The sequence below is a fragment of the Bradyrhizobium sp. ISRA430 genome, from assembly GCF_029909975.1.
Taxonomy (GTDB): domain Bacteria; phylum Pseudomonadota; class Alphaproteobacteria; order Rhizobiales; family Xanthobacteraceae; genus Bradyrhizobium.
On the sequence record NZ_CP094516.1, the window covers coordinates 1,900,722 to 1,921,050 of the forward strand.

Consider the following 20,329-nt stretch of genomic DNA (forward strand, 5'->3'; position numbering starts at 1 on the left):
CGCTCCTTCCCGCGAACGACGGATGGTCGAGATGAAAACGAGTCCCGGACGCCGCGCCGGCCGGATGGGAGCGCGCCAGATCTACGAGGCGCTGAGGGATCAGATCCTGGCGCGGGTTTACGGCACTGACGATCTCTTGCCGTCGTCGCGGGCGCTCGCCGACGAGATGGGCGTGGCGCGTTCGACCGTCACCGTCGCCTACGAGCAGCTTGCCGCTGAGGGCTTTATCGAGACACGCCACGGCGCGCGGCCACGCGTCGCCCGCGCCGTCGTCGAGCGGGGACGAGCGCGCGCCGCGTCCCGGCCGTCGACACGCAAGGCGCGGCTGTCGAAGTTCGGCGAGCAGTTGCGGCAGGACCCGCCGCGCTGGAGCGAGCCGCCGCGCGGTCTGGTCGCGAACTTCCGGTACGGCGAGCTTTCGCCGTCGGACTTTCCCGCGCTGGCGTGGAAGAAGGCCGCGGTCGCGGCGATGAACCGCAAGCGCGAACGGCTGGCCTATGACGATCCGTGCGGCTCGCTGCGGCTCCGCACGGCACTTCAAGGATATCTGTGGCGATCGCGAACCGTGCGATGCGAGGTCGACCAGATCGTTGTCGTGAACGGCTCGCAGCAGGGCCTCGACATCTGCGCGCGCCTGCTGCTCGACGCCGGCGACCGCTTCGTCATGGAGGATCCCGGATACCTGATGGCGCGGCACACTTTTGCGGCGACGGGCGCCGTGGCGATCCCAATTCCGGTCGATCAGGACGGCCTCGAGACCGAGCGCCTCGACGGCGTCGAGGCTCGCCTCGCCTATGTGACGCCGTCGCATCAATATCCGCTGGGCGGCGTCCTGCCGATCGGACGCCGGCACCAGTTGCTCGCCTGGGCGAGGAGGGCCGACGCTTGTGTGATCGAGGACGACTACGACAGCGAGTACCGCTACGACACCAAGCCGATCCCGCCGCTGCATGCGCTCGAAGGCAGCGACAACGTGATCTATCTCGGGACCATCTCCAAGACACTCTCTCCGACGCTGCGCATCGGCTATCTGGTGGTGCCCTCCGGGCTTCGGTCCCTGTTCGGCGCCGCCAAGCAGATCATGGACCGGCACACACCGCTGCTCGAGCAGGAGGCCCTCGCCGCGATGCTGGAGAGCGGCGCCTATGAGAGCCACGTCCGGCGTGTCCGCCGGCGCAACGCCGAACGCCAGCAGGCGCTGCTCAGTGCCTTACGCCGCCGGTTCGGCGACCGGGTCCGGATCGACGGCGCAGCCGCCGGCCTGCATGTGGTGGCGTGGTTCGACGACCTGCCGCAAACGCGCGAAGCGGCGTTGATCGAGGCGGCCCGCGCAAAGGGCGTCGGCATCTATCCCATCTCCGCACTGTTCGACGGGCGCCGCCCGGGCCGCCGCAGGTCGCGGGAGGCGGTCGGCCTCGTCATGGGCTATTCGGCGCTCGAGATCGCACAGATCGAGCACGGCTGCCGGCTCCTCGCCCGAGCCGTCGACGAGGTCAGCAGCAAATAACTGGACTGGTAAAATCTCTTCGAACTGGTCGTTTCCTGCAGACCAGATTTCGACTATCTCCGAGCTAACGGAGATAGACCATGTACATACCACCCGCCTTCAGGGACGACGACATCGCGAGCATTCGGGCCAGCATCCGCACCGCGCGCCTCGCCAGCCTGGTCACGGCCACGGCCGACGGTCCGGTGGCCACCCCGCTGCCGCTCTTCCTCGACGAGAGCGAAGGCGAGCACGGCGTGCTCTACGGCCATCTGGCGAAGGCCAATCCGCAATGGCAGCTAGCCCCGATCGGTCACGCGCTGGCGATCTTTGCCGGTCCCAACGCTTATGTGACGCCGTCCTGGTACGCGACCAAACAGGAGACCGGAAAGGTCGTGCCGACCTGGAACTACATCGCCGTGCATGCCTACGGCCCGGTGGAATTCTTCCACGAACCTGAACGGTTGCTCGATGCGGTCACGCGGCTCACCAACAGGCATGAAGGATCGCGCGCCAAGCCTTGGGCCGTCACCGACGCCCCCGCCGACTTCATCGCCGCGCAGCTCCGTGGAATCGTGGGCCTGCGCATTCCCGTGGTGCGGTTCGAGGGCAAGCGCAAGATGAGCCAGAACCGTCCCGAGGCCGACCGTATCGGCGTCGCGGCCGGGCTCGCGGCCAGCGAGGACGCCGGCGATCGCGAGGTTGCTCCCCTGATCCCGCTTCCGGCTTGAACGAGGCACGCGGCGGCGAGCCGGAGAACCAGGGTGGACCAAGAGATGTTGAAGCTGACGTTTCCGATGATCCTGGCCATGGCGGCCGGGATCTGCCTCGTTGTGCAACAGGCGCTCAACGCGAACCTGCGGACGGCGTTGAGCTCGGCTGCCTGGTCGGGCTTCATGAGCTACTTCATCGGCGTCCTCTGCATGGCGGCGCTGGCGCTCCTCTTGCGAGATCCTGTCCCTTCGGCTGCGACCGCGGCCCGAATACCCTGGTTCGCATGGAGCGGCGGACTGTTCGGCGCCATCTACATCGGCTTGGGAATCTTTCTCGTCCCGCAGCTCGGCGCGGCTACATTCTTTGCGCTACTGATCGCCGGCCAGATGTTCGGATCGATCGCGCTCGACCATTTCGGTGCGATGGGCGTTCCCGTCCATCCCGTTAGCGCAATCCGGATCATCGGCGCCGCGCTGCTGGTCGGCGGCGTCGTCCTGATTCGCATGTAGGGCGGCGCGGCAGCTTGCTGGGCATCGCGCGCCGCCTTCCAGCGACGTGCCCTATTCCGCCGCCTGGCGCACGTGGCGCGCGGTCGGCGTGCGCATGGTGACGAGTTCTTCGGCCGCGGTCGGGTGCAGCGCGATGGTCGCGTCGAAATCGGCCTTGGTCGCCTTCATCTTCACGGCGATGGCGACCGCCTGGATGATCTCGGCGGCGGCATCGCCGACGATGTGGCAGCCGAGCACACGGTCGGACGAGCCGTCGACGACGAGCTTCATCAGCACGCGGGTGTCGCGGCCGGACATCGTCGCCTTAATCGGACGGAACGTCGTCTTGTAGATGTCGACGTGGCTAAACTGCGCGCGCGCCTCGGTCTCGGTCAGCCCGACGGTGCCGACCTCCGGCTGCGAGAACACGGCAGTCGGGACGTTGGCATGATCGACCCTGACCTCGCGCTTGCCGAACACGGTGTCGGCGAAGGCGTGGCCCTCGCGGATCGCCACCGGCGTCAGGTTGAAGCGATGGGTAACGTCGCCGATCGCGTAGATGTTGTCGACCGAGCTCTTCGAGAAATGGTCGACCGCAATGCCGCCGTTCTTCGGATTGATGGCGACGCCGGCCTTGTCGAGGCCGAGATTGGCGACGTTGGGGTGACGGCCGATCGCGAACATCACCTGGTCGGAGGCAACGCTCGAGCCATTCGACAGATGGCTGGTGAATTCGTCGCCGTGGCGATCGACCCTGGTCACCGTGCAGCCGGTGAGGATGGTGATGCCCTGATTCTCCATCTCGGCGCGGACGTGGGCGCGGACGTCGTCGTCGAAGCCGCGCAGGATGTTGTCGCCGCGATAGATCACGGTGACGTCGGAGCCGTAGCCGGCGAAGATGCCGGCGAATTCCAGCGCGATGTAGCCGCCGCCCTGGATCACGATCCGCTTCGGCAGCTTCTTCAGATGGAACGCCTCGTTGGAGGAGATCACGTGCTCGATGCCGGGGATGGAAGCCCCGTGGTTGGGCGCGCCGCCGGTGGCGATCAGGATGTACCTTGCCCTGATCTTGCGGTCGTTCTCGAGCAGGCGAACGGTGTGGGCGCCTTCCAGCACCGCGCGGCTCTTCACGATCTGCGCGCCCGACTTCTCGACGTTGGTCGTGTAGGCCGCCTCCAGCCGCGCGATCTCCTTGTCCTTGTTGGCGATCAGCGTCGGCCAGTCGAACGTGGCTGTCGGAATGGTCCAGCCAAAACCTGCGGCGTCCTCGATCTCGTGACGGACGTGCGATCCGATCACGAACAGCTTCTTGGGCACGCAGCCGCGGATCACGCAGGTGCCGCCCATGCGGTACTCTTCCGCGATCATCACGCGGGCGCCGTGACCGGCCGCGATGCGCGCGGCGCGCACGCCGCCCGAACCGCCACCGATGACAAAGAGGTCGACGTCGAATTCAGCCATTGTCCACTCCGACCTCTAGAGCATGATCCGGAAAAGTGCGTCGCGGTTTTCCGAAAAGATCATGCTCAAATAACAACCTAAAGCGCGATGACGCGCTTTAGGTATTTCTGAACAGATAGTGTCGGTCAGATGTCCTTGCCACGCTTGCGCATCTCGGCGCGGAAGGCGCCCATCACGGTCTCGGAGAAATTGTGGGCCCACGAATTCATGAAGGCCATGCTGAGGCCGATGGCGCGGGGCTCGGCTTCGATCAACTTCTTGCCGAGCGGCGACTTGTAGAAGGTGACGAGGTCCTTGAGTTCCTGCTCGGTGAACTCGCTGGCATAGACCTGCGCCATGCCTTCGCCGATCTCCTTCTCGCGGCCGGCGAGCTGCTGGGCGACGATCGGCGCGACCTCGTTCAGATCCTTCTGGTAGTTGAGGTTCTGCTGGATCAGTGCGGTCTTGGTCTTCTCGACCATGCCGGGCACGGCGTTGGCGTACATCGAATTGGCATTCTTCAGCGCCAGGATCTCCCTGGCCGCTGCGATCGCCGCCGGAGTCGATTTTGGCTGGGCGGGCTGCTGTGGCGCGGCCGGCTGCTGGGCCGAGGCCGGGAAGGCACACAAGGCCAGTCCCACAGCAAGGGTCGCGGCCGGCAAGAATTTAAACACGCTCTTCATTCCTAGTCTCCTTAGGGCTTTCGCCGTTCAACCACGCGGATTCCGCCGCCACCCGCCAGAACAGCCGAGCTGGCCAAGCCGATGAACAGCCCATGCTCGACCACGCCCGGGATCGCGCTCAACGCCTCGGCGAGGCGAGCCGGGTCCTCAATACGTCCAAGCTGGGCATCGACGATCCAGTGGCCGCCATCGGTGACGAAAACGTGGCCATCCTTGGCCTTGCGGACCGCCATTTGCCCGGAAACGCCGCAACTCGCAAATGCCTTCTCGATCGCCCGCCGGGTCGCGCCGAGCCCGAACGGAATCACCTCCACCGGCAGCGGAAAGCGGCCGAGCGTCGCCACCCATTTGGTGTCGTCGGCAATCACGATCATGCGGTCCGAGGCCGCCGCCACGATCTTCTCGCGCAGCAGCGCGCCGCCCCCGCCCTTGATCAAATTGAGCGCCGGATCGATCTCGTCGGCACCGTCGACGGTAAGATCGAGATGATCGATCTCGTCCAGCGTGGTCAGCGGCACTCCGCAGCGCTCCGCATCCGCGCGCGTCGCCTCCGAGGTCGGCACGCCGATCACCTTGAGCCCGGCCCGCACGCGCTCGCCGAGCAGCTCGACGAAATGCTTGGCCGTCGAGCCCGTTCCGAGCCCGACCTGCATGCCGTCCTGCACCTCTTCGAGCGCACGCGCCGCGGCCTGCCGCTTCAATTGGTCCATGTCCACGTTGCGCCCGTCCTTAGGTAGTGTGTGCCGCTGAAATAGTCGCTTGCGGCGGCCTATCTAGCCTCGTTTTGGCCCGGAGAACAGGGTCTCGGACATAGGCTATAAACCGAACTTATGGGATGTCCCCTTGCGCGGGCGCGGCCGGACCGATAGCGCTTTCGGCCATGACTTCCCCTCACACCATCGTCTTCGATCTCGACGGCACGCTCGTGGATACGGCGCCCGACCTGATCAACGCGCTGAACCACGTGCTCGACCGCGAGGGGTTGCCGCCCGTGCCGGTGCAGTCCGCCCGCAACATGATCGGCGCCGGCGCCCGCAAGCTGATCGAGCGGGGGCTGGAGGCCGAGGGCCGCACCGTCAGCGTCGAGGAGATGAACCGGCTGACGGCCGATTTCATCGGCTATTACGCAGACCATATCGCCGACGAATCGCGGCCCTTCGACGGGCTCGAGGCGGCGCTCGCCCACCTCGCGGAGTGCGGCCATACCCTTGCGGTCTGCACCAACAAGCTGGAATGGCTGTCGAAGCGGCTGCTGGACAAGCTGGGTCTGAGCGGCCGATTCGCGGCGATCTGCGGCGCCGACACCTTTGGCGTCCAGAAGCCCGATCCGACCATCCTGCGCCAGACGGTGGCGCGGGCCGGCGGGCAGCTCGCCGCCAGCATCATGGTCGGCGACGCCGGAACCGACGTCGGGGTGGCACGGCGCGCCGGGATTCCCGTGATTGGGGTCAGCTTCGGCTATACGGACGTACCGATCGCCGAATTGAAGCCGGACCGGCTGATCCATCACATGCGCGACCTGCCGGCCGCCGCAAGCAGCCTGATAACGGCCTAAGGGAACCACTTAGGGAATTACCGCAAGATACTGAAATCACTAGATAATTCCTTATATACCCTTGCGTTAACCATCTGTTATCTATGCATGCCCGGCCGGTTGCCCGGGCGGAACGACGCACCTAAGGTCGCGGCCGGGGATTGTGGCGATTCGTCGCACAGAAGTGGATGGTCATGCGTCGTGTCATCGCGATTGCGTTAGCGGGGGCGAGCCTTGGTGGCTGCTCCGCGGGCTCCTGGGACATGTTCAAATCCGCCCCGCCGGCGCTCCAGGTCAAATTTGAATCCAACCCGCCGGGTGCCGAGGCCAAGACCTCGCTCGGTTCGGGCTGCACAACCCCCTGCTCGGTCGCGATTCCCGCCCCGGATGGCCCGTTCACGGTCAGCTACACCCTGGACAAGCATCAGCCGGCCAGCGTGCCAGTGAACGTCATCAAGACCCCCGGCAGCTTCACCACGCCTGCGACTGCCACCACCGATCCGAATCCGGTGTTTGCGGAACTCCAGCCCGCCGTGCCGCCCAAACCGGTCAGGAAGAAGCCGCACCGGCCGAACAAGCCGAAACCGGCTCCCGTCGCATCCACGCCCGCAAGTGCCGCACCGGCCGGTGCCTCGCCGTTCCCCGATCCCAACGCGGGGTCGCCGCCGCAACACTGAACTCCGCGACAAGCGCACGATTGTCCTTGCCGCGTCCGGTGCTTAGATTGGTTGGAGAGCACCGCCAAAGCAACGGTGCGCCCGTCGCCGTAAGTGACAAGGCCTCTCATATGAACGGACCCTCCGCGAGCCCCCTCGCCGCGCTGTCGAGCCCCATGACCGATCCGTTCGGGCGGACCATCACCTATTTGCGCGTCTCCGTCACCGACCGCTGCGACCTGCGCTGCTTCTATTGCATGTCGGAGGACATGACGTTCCTGCCCAAGGCGGACCTGTTGACACTCGAGGAACTCGACCGGCTGTGCTCCGCCTTCATCGCCAAGGGCGTGAAGAAGTTGCGCCTGACTGGCGGCGAGCCGCTGGTCCGCCGCAATGTGATGTCGCTGGTGCGCTCGCTCTCGCGCCACCTGACGACCGGCGCACTGCGCGAGCTGACGCTGACCACCAACGGCACGCAGCTTGCGAAATACGCAAAGGAGCTTGCCGATTGCGGCGTCCGCCGTATCAACGTCTCGCTCGACACGCTCGATCCGCAGAAGTTTCGCGAGATCACCCGCTGGGGCGAGATCGACAAGGTGCTCGAAGGCATTGAGGCGGCACGCGCCGCAGGCCTTGCCGTGAAGATCAACGCGGTGGCGCTGAAGAACCTCAACGAGGACGAAATTCCTGACCTGATGCGATGGGCTCACGGCAAGGGCATGGGCCTGACGCTGATCGAGGTGATGCCGATGGGCGAGATCGGCGCAGGGCGCATCGACCAGTACCTGCCGCTGTCACTGCTGCGTGCGCGGCTCGCCCAGCAGTTCACGCTGACGGATCTCACCGAGACCACCGGCGGGCCGGCGCGCTATGTCGGCGTCGGCGAGACCGGCGGCAAGCTCGGCTTCATCACGCCGATGACCCACAATTTCTGCGAATCCTGCAACCGGGTGCGGATCACCTGCACGGGAACACTGCACACCTGCCTCGGCCACGAGGACGCCTCCGACCTGCGCCAACCTCTGCGTGCATCGGCTGACGATGCGCTGCTTGCGGATGCGATCGACCGCGCCATCGGGCTGAAGCCGAAGGGCCACGACTTCATCATCGACCGCCGCCACGACCGTCCCAGCGTGAGCCGGCACATGAGCGTGACCGGCGGGTAGCCCTTAACCGCCGCGGCCGTTATTCCCCTTAACTATCAACAAACTTCCGATTGACTGGCGGCACGCTCGCTGGTTTGGTGCGCCTGCCTCATGCCTGCGCGGCGAGAAAAGCCACGCGCCCAGTCGGCGCAGTCAAGACGGCCGGGGCAAATCCGGGGAGGACCTATCGTTGCAAGCGCTCCTAAAGTTGAGCCGTGGGATTGATGCGTTCACGCGTTGGACGGGCAAGCGTCTGGCGTGGCTGATCCTGGTCGCTGTCATCATCTCGGCGATAAACGCCATCGTGCGCAAGACGTTCGACACGTCCTCCAATGCCTGGCTCGAGCTGCAATGGGTGCTGTTCAGCATCGTCTTCCTGCTGTGCTCGCCCTGGACCCTGCTCGATAACGAGCACATCCGCATCGACATCATCAATAACCTGCTGCCCAAGACGGCGCGCAACGTCATCGACGTCATCGGCCACGCGTTCTTCCTGCTGCCGCTGACGATAGTCATGATCATCACCGGCGTGCCGTTCTTCGAGCGGTCGTTCCAGATCAACGAGCAGTCCGGCAACGCGGGCGGCCTGCCGCAGTGGCCGGCCAAGTCGCTGATCATGATCGGATTCGCATTCCTGCTGGTGCAGGGCATCTCCGAGCTGATCAAGCGCATCGCGATTATGCGCGGCATGATCCCCGACCCGCACGATTCGCAGGTGTCGGCAATCGAGGCTGAGGTCGAGCACCTCGTCGAGGCGATCGAGAAGAAGTAGTCGCCGGCGGCGTTTGAGGGGGAATTGATGACCGCGTTTCTTATCGCCAATATGGCGCCGATCATGTTCGCATCGCTGGTGGTGGTGCTGCTGCTCGGCTATCCCGCAGCATTCTCGCTCGGCGCCGTGGGCCTCATCTTCGCCGTGATCGGTATAGAGCTCGGCGAATTCCGCCCGGACTTCCTCCAGGCATTGCCCGAGCGCGTCTACGGCGTGATGAACAACGACACGCTGCTCGCGATTCCGTTCTTCACCTTCATGGGACTGGTGCTCGAGCGCTCGGGCATGGCGGAAGACCTGCTCGACACCATCGGCCAGCTCTTTGGCACGATCCGCGGCGGCCTCGCCTATGCGGTGGTGTTCGTCGGCGCCCTGCTTGCGGCGACCACCGGCGTGGTCGCGGCGTCGGTGATCTCGATGGGCCTGATCTCGCTGCCGATCATGCTGCGCTACGGCTATGACCGTCGCATGGCGACCGGCATCATCGCGGCCGCCGGCACGCTGGCGCAGATCATTCCGCCCTCGCTCGTTCTGATCGTGATGGCCGACCAGCTCGGCAAGTCCGTCGGCGACATGTATGAAGGCGCGTTCATTCCGGGCCTGGTGCTCGCAGGGCTCTATGCGGGTTACGCGTTCCTCGTGACCCTGATCTTCCCGAAGGCGGCCCCTGGCCTTCCGAAGGAAGCCATCGGCTTCCGCGAGGAGAGCGGCAGCCGTGGCCTGACCTCGCTGGGCGTGCTGTTCCTGGCGAGCTGCGTCTTCGGCTGGTTCATGATGCGCAATTCGGAGGCCCATGGCGCGGACTTCGTCGTGCTCGCCATGTTCTTCGGCATCCTGTTCGCGTTCTTCGTCGCCGTCGTTAACTGGATCATCGACAAGCTTACGGGCTTCCGCTTCCTGTCGCGCATGGCGCAGCAGACCACCTTCGTGATGGTGCCTCCGCTGTTCCTGATCTTCCTGGTGCTGGGCACGATCTTCATTGGTATCGCGACGCCGACCGAAGGCGGCGCGATGGGCGCAACCGGCGCCCTCATTCTCGGCGCCATGAAGCGGCGCCTGAGCTGGGACCTGATCCGCCAAGCCACCGAATCCACGGCGAAACTGTCCGCCTTCGTCGTCTTCATCCTGGTCGGCGCGCGCGTGTTCTCGCTGACCTTCTACGGCGTCAACGGCCACGTCTGGGTCGAGCACCTGCTGACCTCCCTGCCCGGCGGCCAGATCGGCTTCCTGATCTTCGTCAACGCCTTCGTGTTCGTGCTCGCGTTCTTCCTCGACTTCTTCGAGCTCGCCTTCATCGTGATCCCGCTGCTCGGGCCCGCGGCCGAGCATCTCGGTATCGACCTGATCTGGTTCGGCGTCATCCTCGGCGTCAATATGCAGACCTCGTTCATGCATCCGCCGTTCGGCTTCGCGCTGTTCTACCTCCGCTCGGTCGCGCCCAAGGACCGCTACACCGATCGCGTCACCGGCAAGCGCATGGAGCCGGTCACGACCGGACAAATCTATTGGGGCGCCGTGCCGTTCGTCGTCATCCAGGTGATCATGGTGCTGCTCGTGATCTTGTTCCCCTCGATGGTGATGCACTACAAGGGCGTTCAGTCCAACATCGATCCCAACAGCATCAAGATCGAGATCCCGCAGATCGATCTGCCGCCGATCGACTTCGGCCAGCCCAAGCAATAAGCAGGATCCGGAAAAACTGTGGCGCGGTCCTCTGAAACCGCGGGCGAAAAAAAGACCCGGAGCTATTGCTCCGGGTTTTTTATTTGACCCGATGGGTGTTTCGATCAGCTCTGCGAGTTGCGGGCCATGAAGTTGTCGTAGCCGACTTCGGCGACCTGGAACCACTGATAGCCGTTGTTGGAGAAGTTCGTCAGGGATTCGTAGACCTTCTTGAAGTCTGCGTTGCTGTCCGAGACCTCTTTGTGGAGTTCCTTCGCCGCCTTGAAGCAGGCCTGCATGACCTCTGGCGAGAACGGATGCAGCTTGGCGCCCGCACCGATCAGGCGGCGCAACGCTTGCGGATTGGATTGATCGTACTTCGCCATCATCCAGTTGTTGGAGTAGTGGCCTGCCTGCTCGAGAATGTTCTGATAGTGCTTCGGGAGCGCATTCCACTTGTCGAGATTGACGAAGGCGAGCAGCATCGGTCCGCCTTCCCACCAGCCTGGGAAGTAGTAATGCGGGGCGACTTTGACGAAGCCGAGCTTCTCGTCGTCGTAGGGGCCTACCCATTCGGCGGCATCGATCGTGCCCTTCTCCAGCGCCGGATAGATGTCGCCGCCGGCGATCTGCTGCGGCACTGCGCCGAGCTTCTGAAGCACGCGGCCGGCGAAGCCGCCGATGCGGAATTTCAGCCCGCTGAAGTCCTGAGGCGTCTTGACCTCCTTGCGGAACCATCCGCCCATCTGGCAGCCGGTGTTGCCGGCGAGCAGTGAGGTGACGTTGTACTTCTTGTAGAACTCGTTGAGGATCTCCTTGCCGCCACCCAGCATGTACCAGGCTTGGTTGATGCGCATGTTCGGACCGAACGGCACCGACGAGCCGAAGGTGAAGGTCGGATCCTTGCCGAAATAATAGTAGGAGGCGGTATGTCCGATCTCGCAGGTACCGTTCTGCACGGCATCGAGCACCTGAAGGCCAGGCACGATTTCGCCGCCGGCAAATGTCTGGATCTGGAATTTGTTGTCGGTGGCTTCGGCCACCATCTTGGCCATCATCTCGGCGCCGCCATAGAGCGTATCGAGCGATTTCGGCCAGCTCGTCGGCATACGCCATTTGATCTCCGGCATCGACTGCGCGATTGCCGGAGCAGCGACCGTCGCGGCTCCCGCCGCACCAAGTCCAGCGACTTTGATGAAGTCTCTTCTCTTCATGTTTCCTACCCTGATGGATTGTGATTGCGAGCCTTCTTGCCGAGGCTTGGATGCCAGCATGGAACATCGCGTTGCCGATTTCCATCCCGATCAAGCTGAGGGAGTGAAAATGCCTGACCTCGCCGGCCATTTCGATCTACGACTTTAGGCTTAGGCGGCAGAGAGGCGGGGCACAAAGTGACGTGGACCCGCTGGGTGCCGGCCGGTCACGCTAAAGCGGGATGGGTTTTGGTTGAATCGTTGTCCGCCAGCCTGAAGCGCAGCGTGAACTCCGCACCGCCGCCGGGGAGGTTTTCCACGCAGATGCTTGCGGCGTGATCCTCCGCGACACCACGCACGATCGACAACCCCAGGCCGGCGCCGTCAGTGCGCTGGCGGTCGGCGCGCCAGAAGCGCTGGAAGATCAGCTCGCGCTCGGCCTCGGCAATGCCGGGGCCGCAGTCGCGCACCCGCACCGAGCCATCGTCGCGCACCTCAATGTCGACGGAGGTGTCCTTCGCGGTGAACTTGATCGCGTTTTCCGCGAGGTTGAAGATCGCCCGCTGCAGCATCACGGAATTGCCGTGGATCATCACCGGCGCCTCGGTGCCTTTCAGCGCGATGTCCTTGCGCTGGGAAAGCGCGAGCGGCGCGATCGCGCCGATCACCTCGGCGCAGACCGCGCGCAGGTCCGCGGTCTCGCCCGGCTCGATCACCAGCGTGTCGAGTTCGGCGATCTCGAGGAGCTGGGCGACGATCCGGCCCATACTCTCGATGTCGGCATGCAGCGCTTCCCTCGCCGCGCCATCGCCGAGCGTGTCGATCCGCGTACGCAGGATCGCAAGCGGCGTGCGCAACTGATGCGCGGCGTCGGCCGTGAACTGCCGCTGCACGCGAAAACCGTCCTCGAGACGGTCGAGCGCCTGGTTGACGGCAGTGACCAGCGGCACGATCTCGCGCGGGATCAGCTCTGTCGGCAGGCGGATGTCGGTGCGCGATGGGCCGATATTGCTCGCCTCCTCCGAGGCCTTCCACAGCGGCGCGATCGCGCGGCGGAAAATGACGATGTCGGTGGCGAGCAGGACCAGCAGGATCGGGATGGTGGTCCACCCCACCCGGCGAAAGAAGTTCGAGACGATGTCGTCGATGATCACGTCGCGATGAGCGAGATCCTCGGCGACCTGGATGCGAACGGTCTTGCCGTCGATGGTCCTGCTGACGCCCGCGCCGGAAATGGTCTCGGACAGGGGCGGTGCCGGTGAGCCGGGGCGCCGATGCGACGAGAACAGCAGCCGGCCGTTGCCATCGCGGATGTCGTACTGGTAACGACCATAGGCGTCGGAATAGAGTCCCCTAAGACTGTCCGGCAGGTTGAACGTCAAGGTACCGTCCGGCTGCACCGCGATGCGCTCCGCCAGCACTTCAGCCTGCGCGCGCATGGCGTCGCGATGGAGCTGGCCGATCTCCGAGTTGAGCAGCCAGAACAGCAGCAGCGGCAGGAAGATCGCGACCACCGCCACGGCAACGATGTGCAGGAACACGATTCGCCAGATCAGCGACTTGAACGTCGGCGTTCTCGCATAGGCGCCGGCCGCGGACACGCTACTTCTCCTCGGCCATCAGATAGCCGACGCCGCGAATGGTATGGATCACGACCTTGGCGCCATGCTCGGCGAGTTGCTTGCGCAGCCGCGAGACGTAGACCTCCACCGCATTGGAGGCGACCTCGCCGTCGAGGCCGAAGATGTGATCCTCGACGTTCTTCTTCGGTACCACCCGCCCCTGCCGGCGCAGGAGGATCTCCAGCACCGCGCTCTCGCGTGCAGAGATGATCCGCGGCTGATCGTCGACGAAGATCTGGCGACTCTCGGTGTCGTAGACGAGGTTGGCCAGGCGCAGCGAGCGGCCGAGCAATTGGCCGGGCCGGCGCAGGATCGCCTCCAGCCGTGCCACCAGCTCCTCCATTGCGAAGGGCTTGGCAAGATAGTCGTCGGCGCCGCTACGCAGGCCGTTGACGCGGTCCTGCAGCCCGCCACGCGCGGTCAGCACCAGGACCGGCAGCGGATCCATCTGCCGGCGGAGCTCGCGCAGCACCGAGAGGCCGTCGCCGTCGGGCAGGCCGAGGTCGAGGATCATCGCGGCATAGCTGACGTTGCGCACCGCCTCGCGCGCCTCTCCGGCGCTGCTCACGATGTCGCTCTCATAGCCTGCCGCCGATAGGCCGCTCGCGACGAGTCGCGACAGCTCGGCATTGTCCTCGACGATCAGAAGGCGCATCACATTCCCGGTGTAACTGCGCGGCTCGCGCCGTATCTTCGCTCATTCTACCATTCCGGGCGCCTCGGCCAGCGAAAAAGGCCGTCGGCAGGTCGATCGTTCCTGCCTGTCAGCTTCGTGTAAGCCAATCAGGACGTCTCCTCACGAGGCGGCGAATGTTGCCGTCAGAGCGTGGGGAGAAGGCATTACCGCCGCTTCGGGACCCTTAGCGGAAATTAACGTTGTGCAGTCAAGATGATTGGCATGCTTTGGAACCAACGACTTCCGTGTTTGGCCCGCCCCAAGAAGTGGCTACTTGCTGTTGCGATCATCCTTGGGGTGGTGCCTGCCTATCCTCAGCAAGTACATCAGCAGTACGCAAAGGATAATGGGTATTTTTATCGGTTTAGGGCCAATTTCGAAGTCACGCAAACTAGAGAAAAGCTGTACTTCGATTACGTCGTGGCCTGTAGCATTCGCCTGACGCGCTGGCGCGGTGGCGGGCTATCCGATGATTCAACGCTTAGCCCAAAGGCCATGGCCGCAGCTACGCGCGACGGCCACGCCGTCATGGTACGAACACTGCAGGCATGTTCGGGGCTGACTTCCGAGAACTACGACGTGCCGCCTGATGTCTTGCCGTTGGTCGTCTGGTTCGACGATGTGGCAGACCTCTCGATCGGAGTGGGCTACATGACGGAGGCTGCCTACGATAATCCGCTCGGCAAACTCAAGTTTTTGGGAGCGCGGATCGACCGAGCGACGCGGGAAGAATGGGAGCTTTGGCGGGAGAAGTCGGCCAAAGATTACGTGCAACTGGGAGCGTTACCTGGGCCCTGGGGCTATGATTTTCCAAATCCCAAGCCGTCCGACCAACCTGCGTATATTCGGACGTGCGAGACCTTCCGAAGAATTGTCTTGCCGGACGACCTCCGCGCAAAGCTTCGGGAGTTGTGGCCCGAGGGACGCCCTCGATTTTGGACTTTACCTAGCGCAATTGAACTGAATACCGTCCGAGGAACTGTCTGGAGCTTCATTCGAAAATTTGGCCAGGGGAGCCTTGGAGCGGCCAACCGATTCGGAGTGGCCAGATCGTAGGCCGACTGCCTCACGTTCCCGGTCGATGGCCGGCGGAGTCATATCCTCTGCTCTGGCCAGGTCTGATCTCGATCATGCCCGTCGAGAAAGCGCCCCCCGCTTCGCGATTCAAAAAGTTCGTTCTCAAGCTCGACTATCGAGACGGCGCGATGAATGGGTTTGGCGCATGCCAAGACGCGGGCGATGCATTTTTGTACCATGCGACTCCGGCCGGCTTGGACGAAAATCATGTTTTTGACGTCGATGGAGCTGTAGTGAAGCAACTCGACAGAAAAACACCAGCGATGCAGCGACCTCAGTTCGTCTTCGAGCGGGATGAAGCGGTGTTTGCTTACGAGTCACAGGGATTCTAGGACGCGGACTCATTAAGGCGCAGCCATAGCCTGATTGACGCGAGTTGAACGAATGCGAGGTAGTTGGCGGCGAGCCTATCGTAGCGCGTCGCCACCCGACGACATTGTTTGATCCTGTTGAAGAACCGCTCGACCTGGTTGCGAGCACGATAGAGATAGGGGCTGGAGCAGATCGGATCGCTGCGATTGCTTTTCGGCGGGATGTTCGCCCACGCGCCCTTCTTCATGGCAAGCTCCCTGATCCAGTCCGCGTCATAGCCACGGTCGGCAAGCAGCATTGACCCGGATTTCAGACGAGACAGCAGTTTTCCGGCGAGTCGAACGTCATGGGCCTCACCGGGGCTCAGCGCCAGCCGTACCGGCAGACCATTGCCATCGACCACCGCATGGATTTTGCTCGTCAAGCCGCCGCGGGACCTTCCCATCGATTGGCGCTGGTTCCTTGTGATGCAGGCTCCATGCTGATGCACGCGGACAATGGAGGTGTCGATCATCTGGACAGCGGCATCATGGGCAGTGGAAAGCGCTTCTATGATGCGGCCCCAAACACCGGCCCGCCGCCACCTGACGGTGTATGGGCCAAACGCCGTCGGCAGATCACGCCAGGGTGCTCCTGATCGGAGGACCCAGAAGATGCCATTCAGGACCCGTCTGTCGTTCACTCGAGGAACGCCACGCGGCATGTTCGGCAGCATCGGCTTGATGGCGGTCCATTCATGGTCGGCGAGTTCGTAGCGCATGATTCGAGCCCCCAGTTCGGGAGTTTGAATCACGGCAGTCCGGCCAAACGCAACGCTCCTGGCCCGCTCCTGGTACGGCGCATACGGACAGGAGCGGACATCAACCAGCCCTCAATCTCTGCCAAATGCGTCGAAAATGACCCGAAGCGGAACTTACAAACCGTTTCCCCGAAGGATTGCTGCCAAAGATCCGTTGGGTGGCACTTCCGCTGTGGATCGCTATTGCACCCGAACCATGCGCTTGCCGCGATTTTCGCCCGCCAGCAGCCCGACCAAAGCTGCTGGAAGGCTCTCAAGGCCATCGCAAACATCTTCGATGACCTTGATGCGTCCCGCCATAACCCACGCCTTCAGGTCTGCCAAAGCGAGATTTCGTTCGGCATTGAAATCGCTCATGATGAAGCCCTTCACCATAAGGCGCTTGACCACGATCTGGGACGGATTGACACGGGGGCGTGCGTCGGAAAGGTCACCATCATAGCTTGATACCGCTCCGCAGCATACGATGCGGCCGTGCAATTTCATTTGCGATGCGCAGACCTCAAAAGTCGTGCCGCCCACATTGTCAAAGTATATGTCGATGCCTGCTGGTGAGGCAGCTTTCAAAGCCTTAGTCAGGTCACCCTCTTTGTAGTTAACGGCATCATCGAACCCGAGCTCACGTACGAGCCAACCGCACTTCTCGGCCGAACCGGCAATCCCAATTACGCGACAACCCTTTATTTTTGCGATCTGACCGACGAAAGTCCCGACCGAACCGGCAGCGGCTGACACGACGACGGTCTCGCCTTCTCTCGGCTGTCCGATTGAAAGCAAGCCGTGATAGGCTGTACGGCCGGCAATGCCGTAGGTGCTGATTCCGCTCGATGTCGCCCACCATTCCGGAATGATCTCGCCCACCGTTCCGATTTGATGTCGCCCACCATTCCGAGATGATCTCGCCCACCATTCCGGGATGATGTCGCCCGGGGTGACGAGGCCTCTTCTGGCTCCGATACGGTCCCGCCTTTCGGCTTTGCGAAGGGGGACCTGGATGCCGACGGAGAGGCTTGCGATGCGCCATGTGCGCGAAGTGATCAGATTGAAGTCGGCTGGGATGCCGACCCGCGAGATTGCGCGGCGGTTGGGGACGGCGCCTTCGACGGTGCGGCTGACGATCCGGCGGTTCGAGGCATCGGGGCTGACCTGGCCGCTGCCCGATGACGTCACCGACACTGATCTGGAGGCCCGGCTGTTCGCCAGCGCCGGTGCGGGTTCCGGCACGCGGCGGGGCCATCGCCGGCAGGCGGAGCCGGACTGGGCGGCGGTGCACCGCGAGCTCCGGCGCAAGCACGTGACGCTGTCGATCCTGTGGGAGGAGTACATCGCAAGCGAGCCCGGCGGGTATCGCTATTCGCGTTTCTGCGAGCTCTACCGCGCCTGGGAAGGCCGGCTGTCGGTGACGATGCGCCAGTCGCATGCGGCCGGCGACAAGCTGTTCGTCGATTATGCCGGTGACGGCGTGCCGGTCGTGATCGACCGGCTCAGCGGCGAGCGGCGCGCCGCGCAGATCTTCGTCGCGGTGCTCGGCGCTTCCAGCTTCACCTACGCGCAGGCGACCTGGACGCAGGGGCTCGCCGATTGGATCAGCGGCCACGTCGGCGCCTTCGAGGCGATCAACGGCGTGCCGGCGCTGCTGGTGCCGGACAACACCAAAGTCGCGGTGATCAAGGCCTGCCTCTACGATCCGCAGATCAACCGCAGCTACGCCGACATGGCGGCGCATTACGGCTCGGCCATTCTGCCAGCCAGGCCGCGACGACCACGAGACAAGGCGAAGGTCGAGCAGGCGGTCCTCATGGTCGAGCGCTGGCTGCTCGGGCGGCTGCGCCACCGCATCTTCCACAGCCTCGCCGAGGTCAATGCGGCGATCGCCGAGTTGCTCACCCGGCTCAACGAGGAGCGGCCGATCCGGCGGCTCGGCGTGACCCGCCGCAAGCTGTTGGAGGAGATCGATTGGCCCGCGCTCAAGGCCTTGCCGGAGAACCCTTACGTGTTCGCCGAGTGGCGGATCTGCCGGGTCAGCATCGATTATCACGTCGAGGTCGAGGCGCATTACTACAGCGTTCCACATCGCTTCGTCCGCGCCGAGGTGGAGGTGCGCTTCACGGCTCGCACCGTCGAGATCTTCCACAAGGGTGAGCGGATCGCCGCGCATCAGCGCATGAGCGGCAACCACAAGCACACGACGGTGCCGGAGCACATGGCCTCCAGTCATCGGCGCTACGCTGGCTGGACTATCGAGCGCATCCGTAAGGACGCAGCCTCGATCGGGCCGGCCACCGCGGCGCTGTGCGACCTGATCCTCGACGAGCGCGCGCATCCGGAACAGGGCTTCCGCGCCTGTCTCGGCATCATCCGGCTCGCCCGATCCTACGGGCACGAGCGGCTCGATGCCGCCGCCATGCGGGCGATCGATATTGGCGCGCGCACCTACGGCTCGGTCAAATCGATCCTTGCCAACAATCTCGATCGGCGTCCTTCACCCAAGCGCTCCGCGGACGACGCGCCGATCCTTCATCCCAACATCCGCGGGCCGCGCTACTACAATTAGGAGATCACGTCTTGCTTACGCATCCGACCCTCGATCAACTCTACGCGCTCGGCCTGCATGGCATGGCCAAGGCCTTCGCCGACATCGAAGCCGGCGGCGAGGCCGCAAGCCTCGGCCACGCCGAATGGCTCGCGCTGCTGCTCGAACGCGAAGCGTCATTGCGACGCGACAAGCGGCTGTCGAAGCGGCTGCAATACGCCAAGCTGCGCCAGGAGGCCTGCGTCGAAGACATCGACTACCGCACCCCACGCGGCCTCGACCGCAGCCTGCTGACGATGCTGGTCGAAGGCCGCTGGATCGATGACCACGCCAATCTGCTAATCTGCGGGCCCTCCGGCGTCGGCAAAAGCTGGCTCGCCTCAGCGCTCGGCAACAAGGCCTGCCGCGACAATCGCTCCGTGCTCTACCAGCGCGTCCCGCGGCTGTTCACCGATCTTGCTTTGGCGCGCGGCGATGGCCGCCACTCCCGCCTGTTGCGCGCGCTTGGCCGCGTCGATCTCCTCATCTTCGACGACTGGGGCCTCGAGCCGCTCGACGCCGCGGCCCGCCACGACCTCCTGGAGATCCTCGAGGACCGCTACGGCCGCCGCTCCACCATCGTCACCAGCCAGCTCCCGGTCGATCAATGGCACGCGCTGATCGGCGATCCCACCTACGCTGACGCCGTCCTCGACCGCCTGGTCCATAACGCCCACCGGATCGATCTCAACGGCGAAAGCATGCGGCGAACCCGCAAACCCGACCGAAAGGCCTGAGCCTGTGGCGCTGTGGACATGCCGCTACGCTTGGACAACGCGAAGGGCGTTGCCCACATGCCCACAGCAGGAGCAACAGAAAAACCCGCCCGTCGAGCCGCGATTCAAGATTGACCACGCGGCTTCGCCGATGCCAGAAACCAGACAGCCAGAACGCCTCACGCCCCGGGCGACATCAAATCGGAATGGTGGGCGAGATCATCTCGGAATCCTGGGCGAGATCAAATCGGTACACCCGGGCGAGATCATCGGAATCAGCACCGTAGGCGCTCAACAAGTGCGTGAGGGGGTCCACCCGTTCGACTTTGGTCACGTTGCTGGCTGGTACAGCGATGTAGTCTTGCCAGCCTGTAGTCGTGAAGACGAGGTCTCCCGGAGCGAAGCCGGTAGCCTTACTGTCAACAACTTCGGCGATACCGTAGGCGTCCATCACGTTTCCTGCCTCCACGGCTGCACGATAGGTCTCGCGATGCATCCAGGCTCGATTGGCAGCATCAAGAGAAACTAGGCGCACATTGAGCAGAAGCTCTCCTTCGTTTGGTATTGGGATTGGGGCCTCACGCATTTTGAAATCGTGGACCGAAAGCTTCCCCTTGGGTACCACGGAGAGAATAATCTGCCGATTGATGGTGCGGTTCATAACCCCTCCCTTGGGTATTCCAAGTTCGAAGGCTAGTGGAAAGGCAGGTCCGGTACAACGACCTGAAGGATGATGTAGGTCGCCTATTGGCCCTTCGCGACCTATTGCATCGCCGCACGAC

The 20,329-nt window shown here is 63.8% G+C and carries 20 protein-coding genes and 1 pseudogene; 12 read left to right on the forward strand and 9 right to left on the reverse strand.

Annotated features, from left to right (window positions below; genetic code table 11):
- Positions 1–22: 22 nt before the first annotated feature.
- From MTX21_RS09725 to MTX21_RS09735, 3 genes are all read left to right on the forward strand, one after another.
- Complete coding sequence (locus MTX21_RS09725) at positions 23–1,507, forward strand: PLP-dependent aminotransferase family protein (protein ID WP_280964582.1); 1,485 nt, start codon at positions 23–25, stop codon at positions 1,505–1,507.
- A gap of 80 nt (positions 1,508–1,587) precedes the next feature.
- The gene (locus tag MTX21_RS09730) at positions 1,588–2,217 is read left to right on the forward strand and encodes an FMN-binding negative transcriptional regulator (RefSeq protein WP_280964583.1); all 630 of its coding nucleotides are present in this window, start codon (positions 1,588–1,590) and stop codon (positions 2,215–2,217) included.
- A gap of 45 nt (positions 2,218–2,262) precedes the next feature.
- On the forward strand, positions 2,263–2,709 hold the full coding sequence (locus MTX21_RS09735) for a DMT family transporter (RefSeq protein WP_280971016.1): 447 nt from the start codon (positions 2,263–2,265) through the stop codon (positions 2,707–2,709).
- Positions 2,710–2,760: 51 nt separating this feature from the next.
- Here the strand turns inward: MTX21_RS09735 and gor are convergent, their stop codons facing one another.
- The 3 genes from gor to rpiA form a co-directional block, all read right to left on the reverse strand.
- Entirely contained in the window at positions 2,761–4,149 is a 1,389-nt protein-coding gene (gene gor / locus MTX21_RS09740) for a glutathione-disulfide reductase (RefSeq protein ID WP_280964584.1), read from the reverse strand.
- Between the two features lie 125 nt (positions 4,150–4,274).
- Entirely contained in the window at positions 4,275–4,811 is a 537-nt protein-coding gene (locus MTX21_RS09745; protein WP_280964585.1) for a DUF2059 domain-containing protein, read from the reverse strand.
- 11 nt (positions 4,812–4,822) lie between these two features.
- Positions 4,823–5,527 carry a ribose-5-phosphate isomerase RpiA gene (gene rpiA, locus MTX21_RS09750; protein WP_280964586.1) on the reverse strand — a complete coding sequence of 235 codons (705 nt, stop codon included), beginning with the start codon at positions 5,525–5,527 and terminating at the stop codon, positions 4,823–4,825.
- Between the two features lie 164 nt (positions 5,528–5,691).
- Between rpiA and MTX21_RS09755 the strand changes: the two genes are divergently transcribed.
- The 5 genes from MTX21_RS09755 to MTX21_RS09775 all read left to right on the forward strand — a co-directional run bounded on the left by MTX21_RS09755 (position 5,692) and on the right by MTX21_RS09775 (position 10,601).
- Positions 5,692–6,366 carry an HAD-IA family hydrolase gene (locus MTX21_RS09755; protein WP_280964587.1) on the forward strand — a complete coding sequence of 225 codons (675 nt, stop codon included), beginning with the start codon at positions 5,692–5,694 and terminating at the stop codon, positions 6,364–6,366.
- A gap of 173 nt (positions 6,367–6,539) precedes the next feature.
- Entirely contained in the window at positions 6,540–7,022 is a 483-nt protein-coding gene (locus MTX21_RS09760) for a hypothetical protein (protein ID WP_280964588.1), read from the forward strand.
- A gap of 110 nt (positions 7,023–7,132) precedes the next feature.
- Entirely contained in the window at positions 7,133–8,167 is a 1,035-nt protein-coding gene (gene moaA, locus MTX21_RS09765; RefSeq protein ID WP_280964589.1) for a GTP 3',8-cyclase MoaA, read from the forward strand.
- Between the two features lie 169 nt (positions 8,168–8,336).
- Positions 8,337–8,918: a TRAP transporter small permease subunit gene (locus tag MTX21_RS09770; RefSeq protein ID WP_280964590.1), complete on the forward strand. Its 582-nt coding sequence runs from the start codon at positions 8,337–8,339 to the stop codon at positions 8,916–8,918.
- Positions 8,919–8,945: 27 nt separating this feature from the next.
- Positions 8,946–10,601: a TRAP transporter large permease subunit gene (locus tag MTX21_RS09775; RefSeq protein ID WP_280964591.1), complete on the forward strand. Its 1,656-nt coding sequence runs from the start codon at positions 8,946–8,948 to the stop codon at positions 10,599–10,601.
- A 104-nt stretch (positions 10,602–10,705) separates the two neighbouring features.
- On the opposite strand, the gene MTX21_RS09780 is transcribed toward MTX21_RS09775, so the two are convergent.
- The 3 genes from MTX21_RS09780 to MTX21_RS09790 all read right to left on the reverse strand — a co-directional run bounded on the left by MTX21_RS09780 (position 10,706) and on the right by MTX21_RS09790 (position 14,050).
- Entirely contained in the window at positions 10,706–11,794 is a 1,089-nt protein-coding gene (locus MTX21_RS09780) for a TRAP transporter substrate-binding protein (protein WP_280964592.1), read from the reverse strand.
- Between the two features lie 206 nt (positions 11,795–12,000).
- A complete protein-coding gene (locus MTX21_RS09785; RefSeq protein ID WP_280964593.1) occupies positions 12,001–13,374 on the reverse strand; it encodes an ATP-binding protein in 1,374 nt (457 codons plus the stop codon).
- 1 nt (position 13,375) lies between these two features.
- Positions 13,376–14,050, reverse strand: coding sequence for a response regulator transcription factor (locus tag MTX21_RS09790; protein ID WP_280964594.1), 675 nt, complete (start codon positions 14,048–14,050; stop codon positions 13,376–13,378).
- Positions 14,051–14,320: 270 nt separating this feature from the next.
- Here MTX21_RS09790 and MTX21_RS09795 point away from each other — a divergent pair, with 270 nt between their 5' ends.
- On the forward strand, positions 14,321–15,127 hold the full coding sequence (locus MTX21_RS09795; RefSeq protein WP_280964595.1) for a hypothetical protein: 807 nt from the start codon (positions 14,321–14,323) through the stop codon (positions 15,125–15,127).
- Positions 15,128–15,201: 74 nt separating this feature from the next.
- A complete protein-coding gene (locus tag MTX21_RS09800) occupies positions 15,202–15,480 on the forward strand; it encodes a hypothetical protein (protein ID WP_280964596.1) in 279 nt (92 codons plus the stop codon).
- On the opposite strand, the gene MTX21_RS09805 is transcribed toward MTX21_RS09800, so the two are convergent.
- Positions 15,477–16,220, reverse strand: a complete 744-nt coding sequence (locus MTX21_RS09805) for an IS5 family transposase (protein WP_280964597.1) — start codon at positions 16,218–16,220, stop codon at positions 15,477–15,479. The two genes, MTX21_RS09800 and MTX21_RS09805, sit on opposite strands and share 4 nt — an antisense overlap.
- 219 nt (positions 16,221–16,439) lie before the next feature.
- Positions 16,440–17,078, reverse strand: a pseudogene (locus MTX21_RS09810) (NADP-dependent oxidoreductase); the annotation flags it as partial.
- Between the two features lie 196 nt (positions 17,079–17,274).
- Here MTX21_RS09810 and istA point away from each other — a divergent pair.
- Positions 17,275–18,813 carry an IS21 family transposase gene (istA, locus tag MTX21_RS09815; protein WP_280971017.1) on the forward strand — a complete coding sequence of 513 codons (1,539 nt, stop codon included), beginning with the start codon at positions 17,275–17,277 and terminating at the stop codon, positions 18,811–18,813.
- 11 nt (positions 18,814–18,824) lie between these two features.
- Positions 18,825–19,568 carry an IS21-like element helper ATPase IstB gene (gene istB, locus MTX21_RS09820; RefSeq protein WP_280964598.1) on the forward strand — a complete coding sequence of 248 codons (744 nt, stop codon included), beginning with the start codon at positions 18,825–18,827 and terminating at the stop codon, positions 19,566–19,568.
- 175 nt (positions 19,569–19,743) lie between these two features.
- Here istB and MTX21_RS09825 read toward each other — a convergent pair whose 3' ends face one another.
- Positions 19,744–20,208, reverse strand: coding sequence for a hypothetical protein (locus MTX21_RS09825; protein ID WP_280964599.1), 465 nt, complete (start codon positions 20,206–20,208; stop codon positions 19,744–19,746).
- Positions 20,209–20,329: the final 121 nt, after the last annotated feature.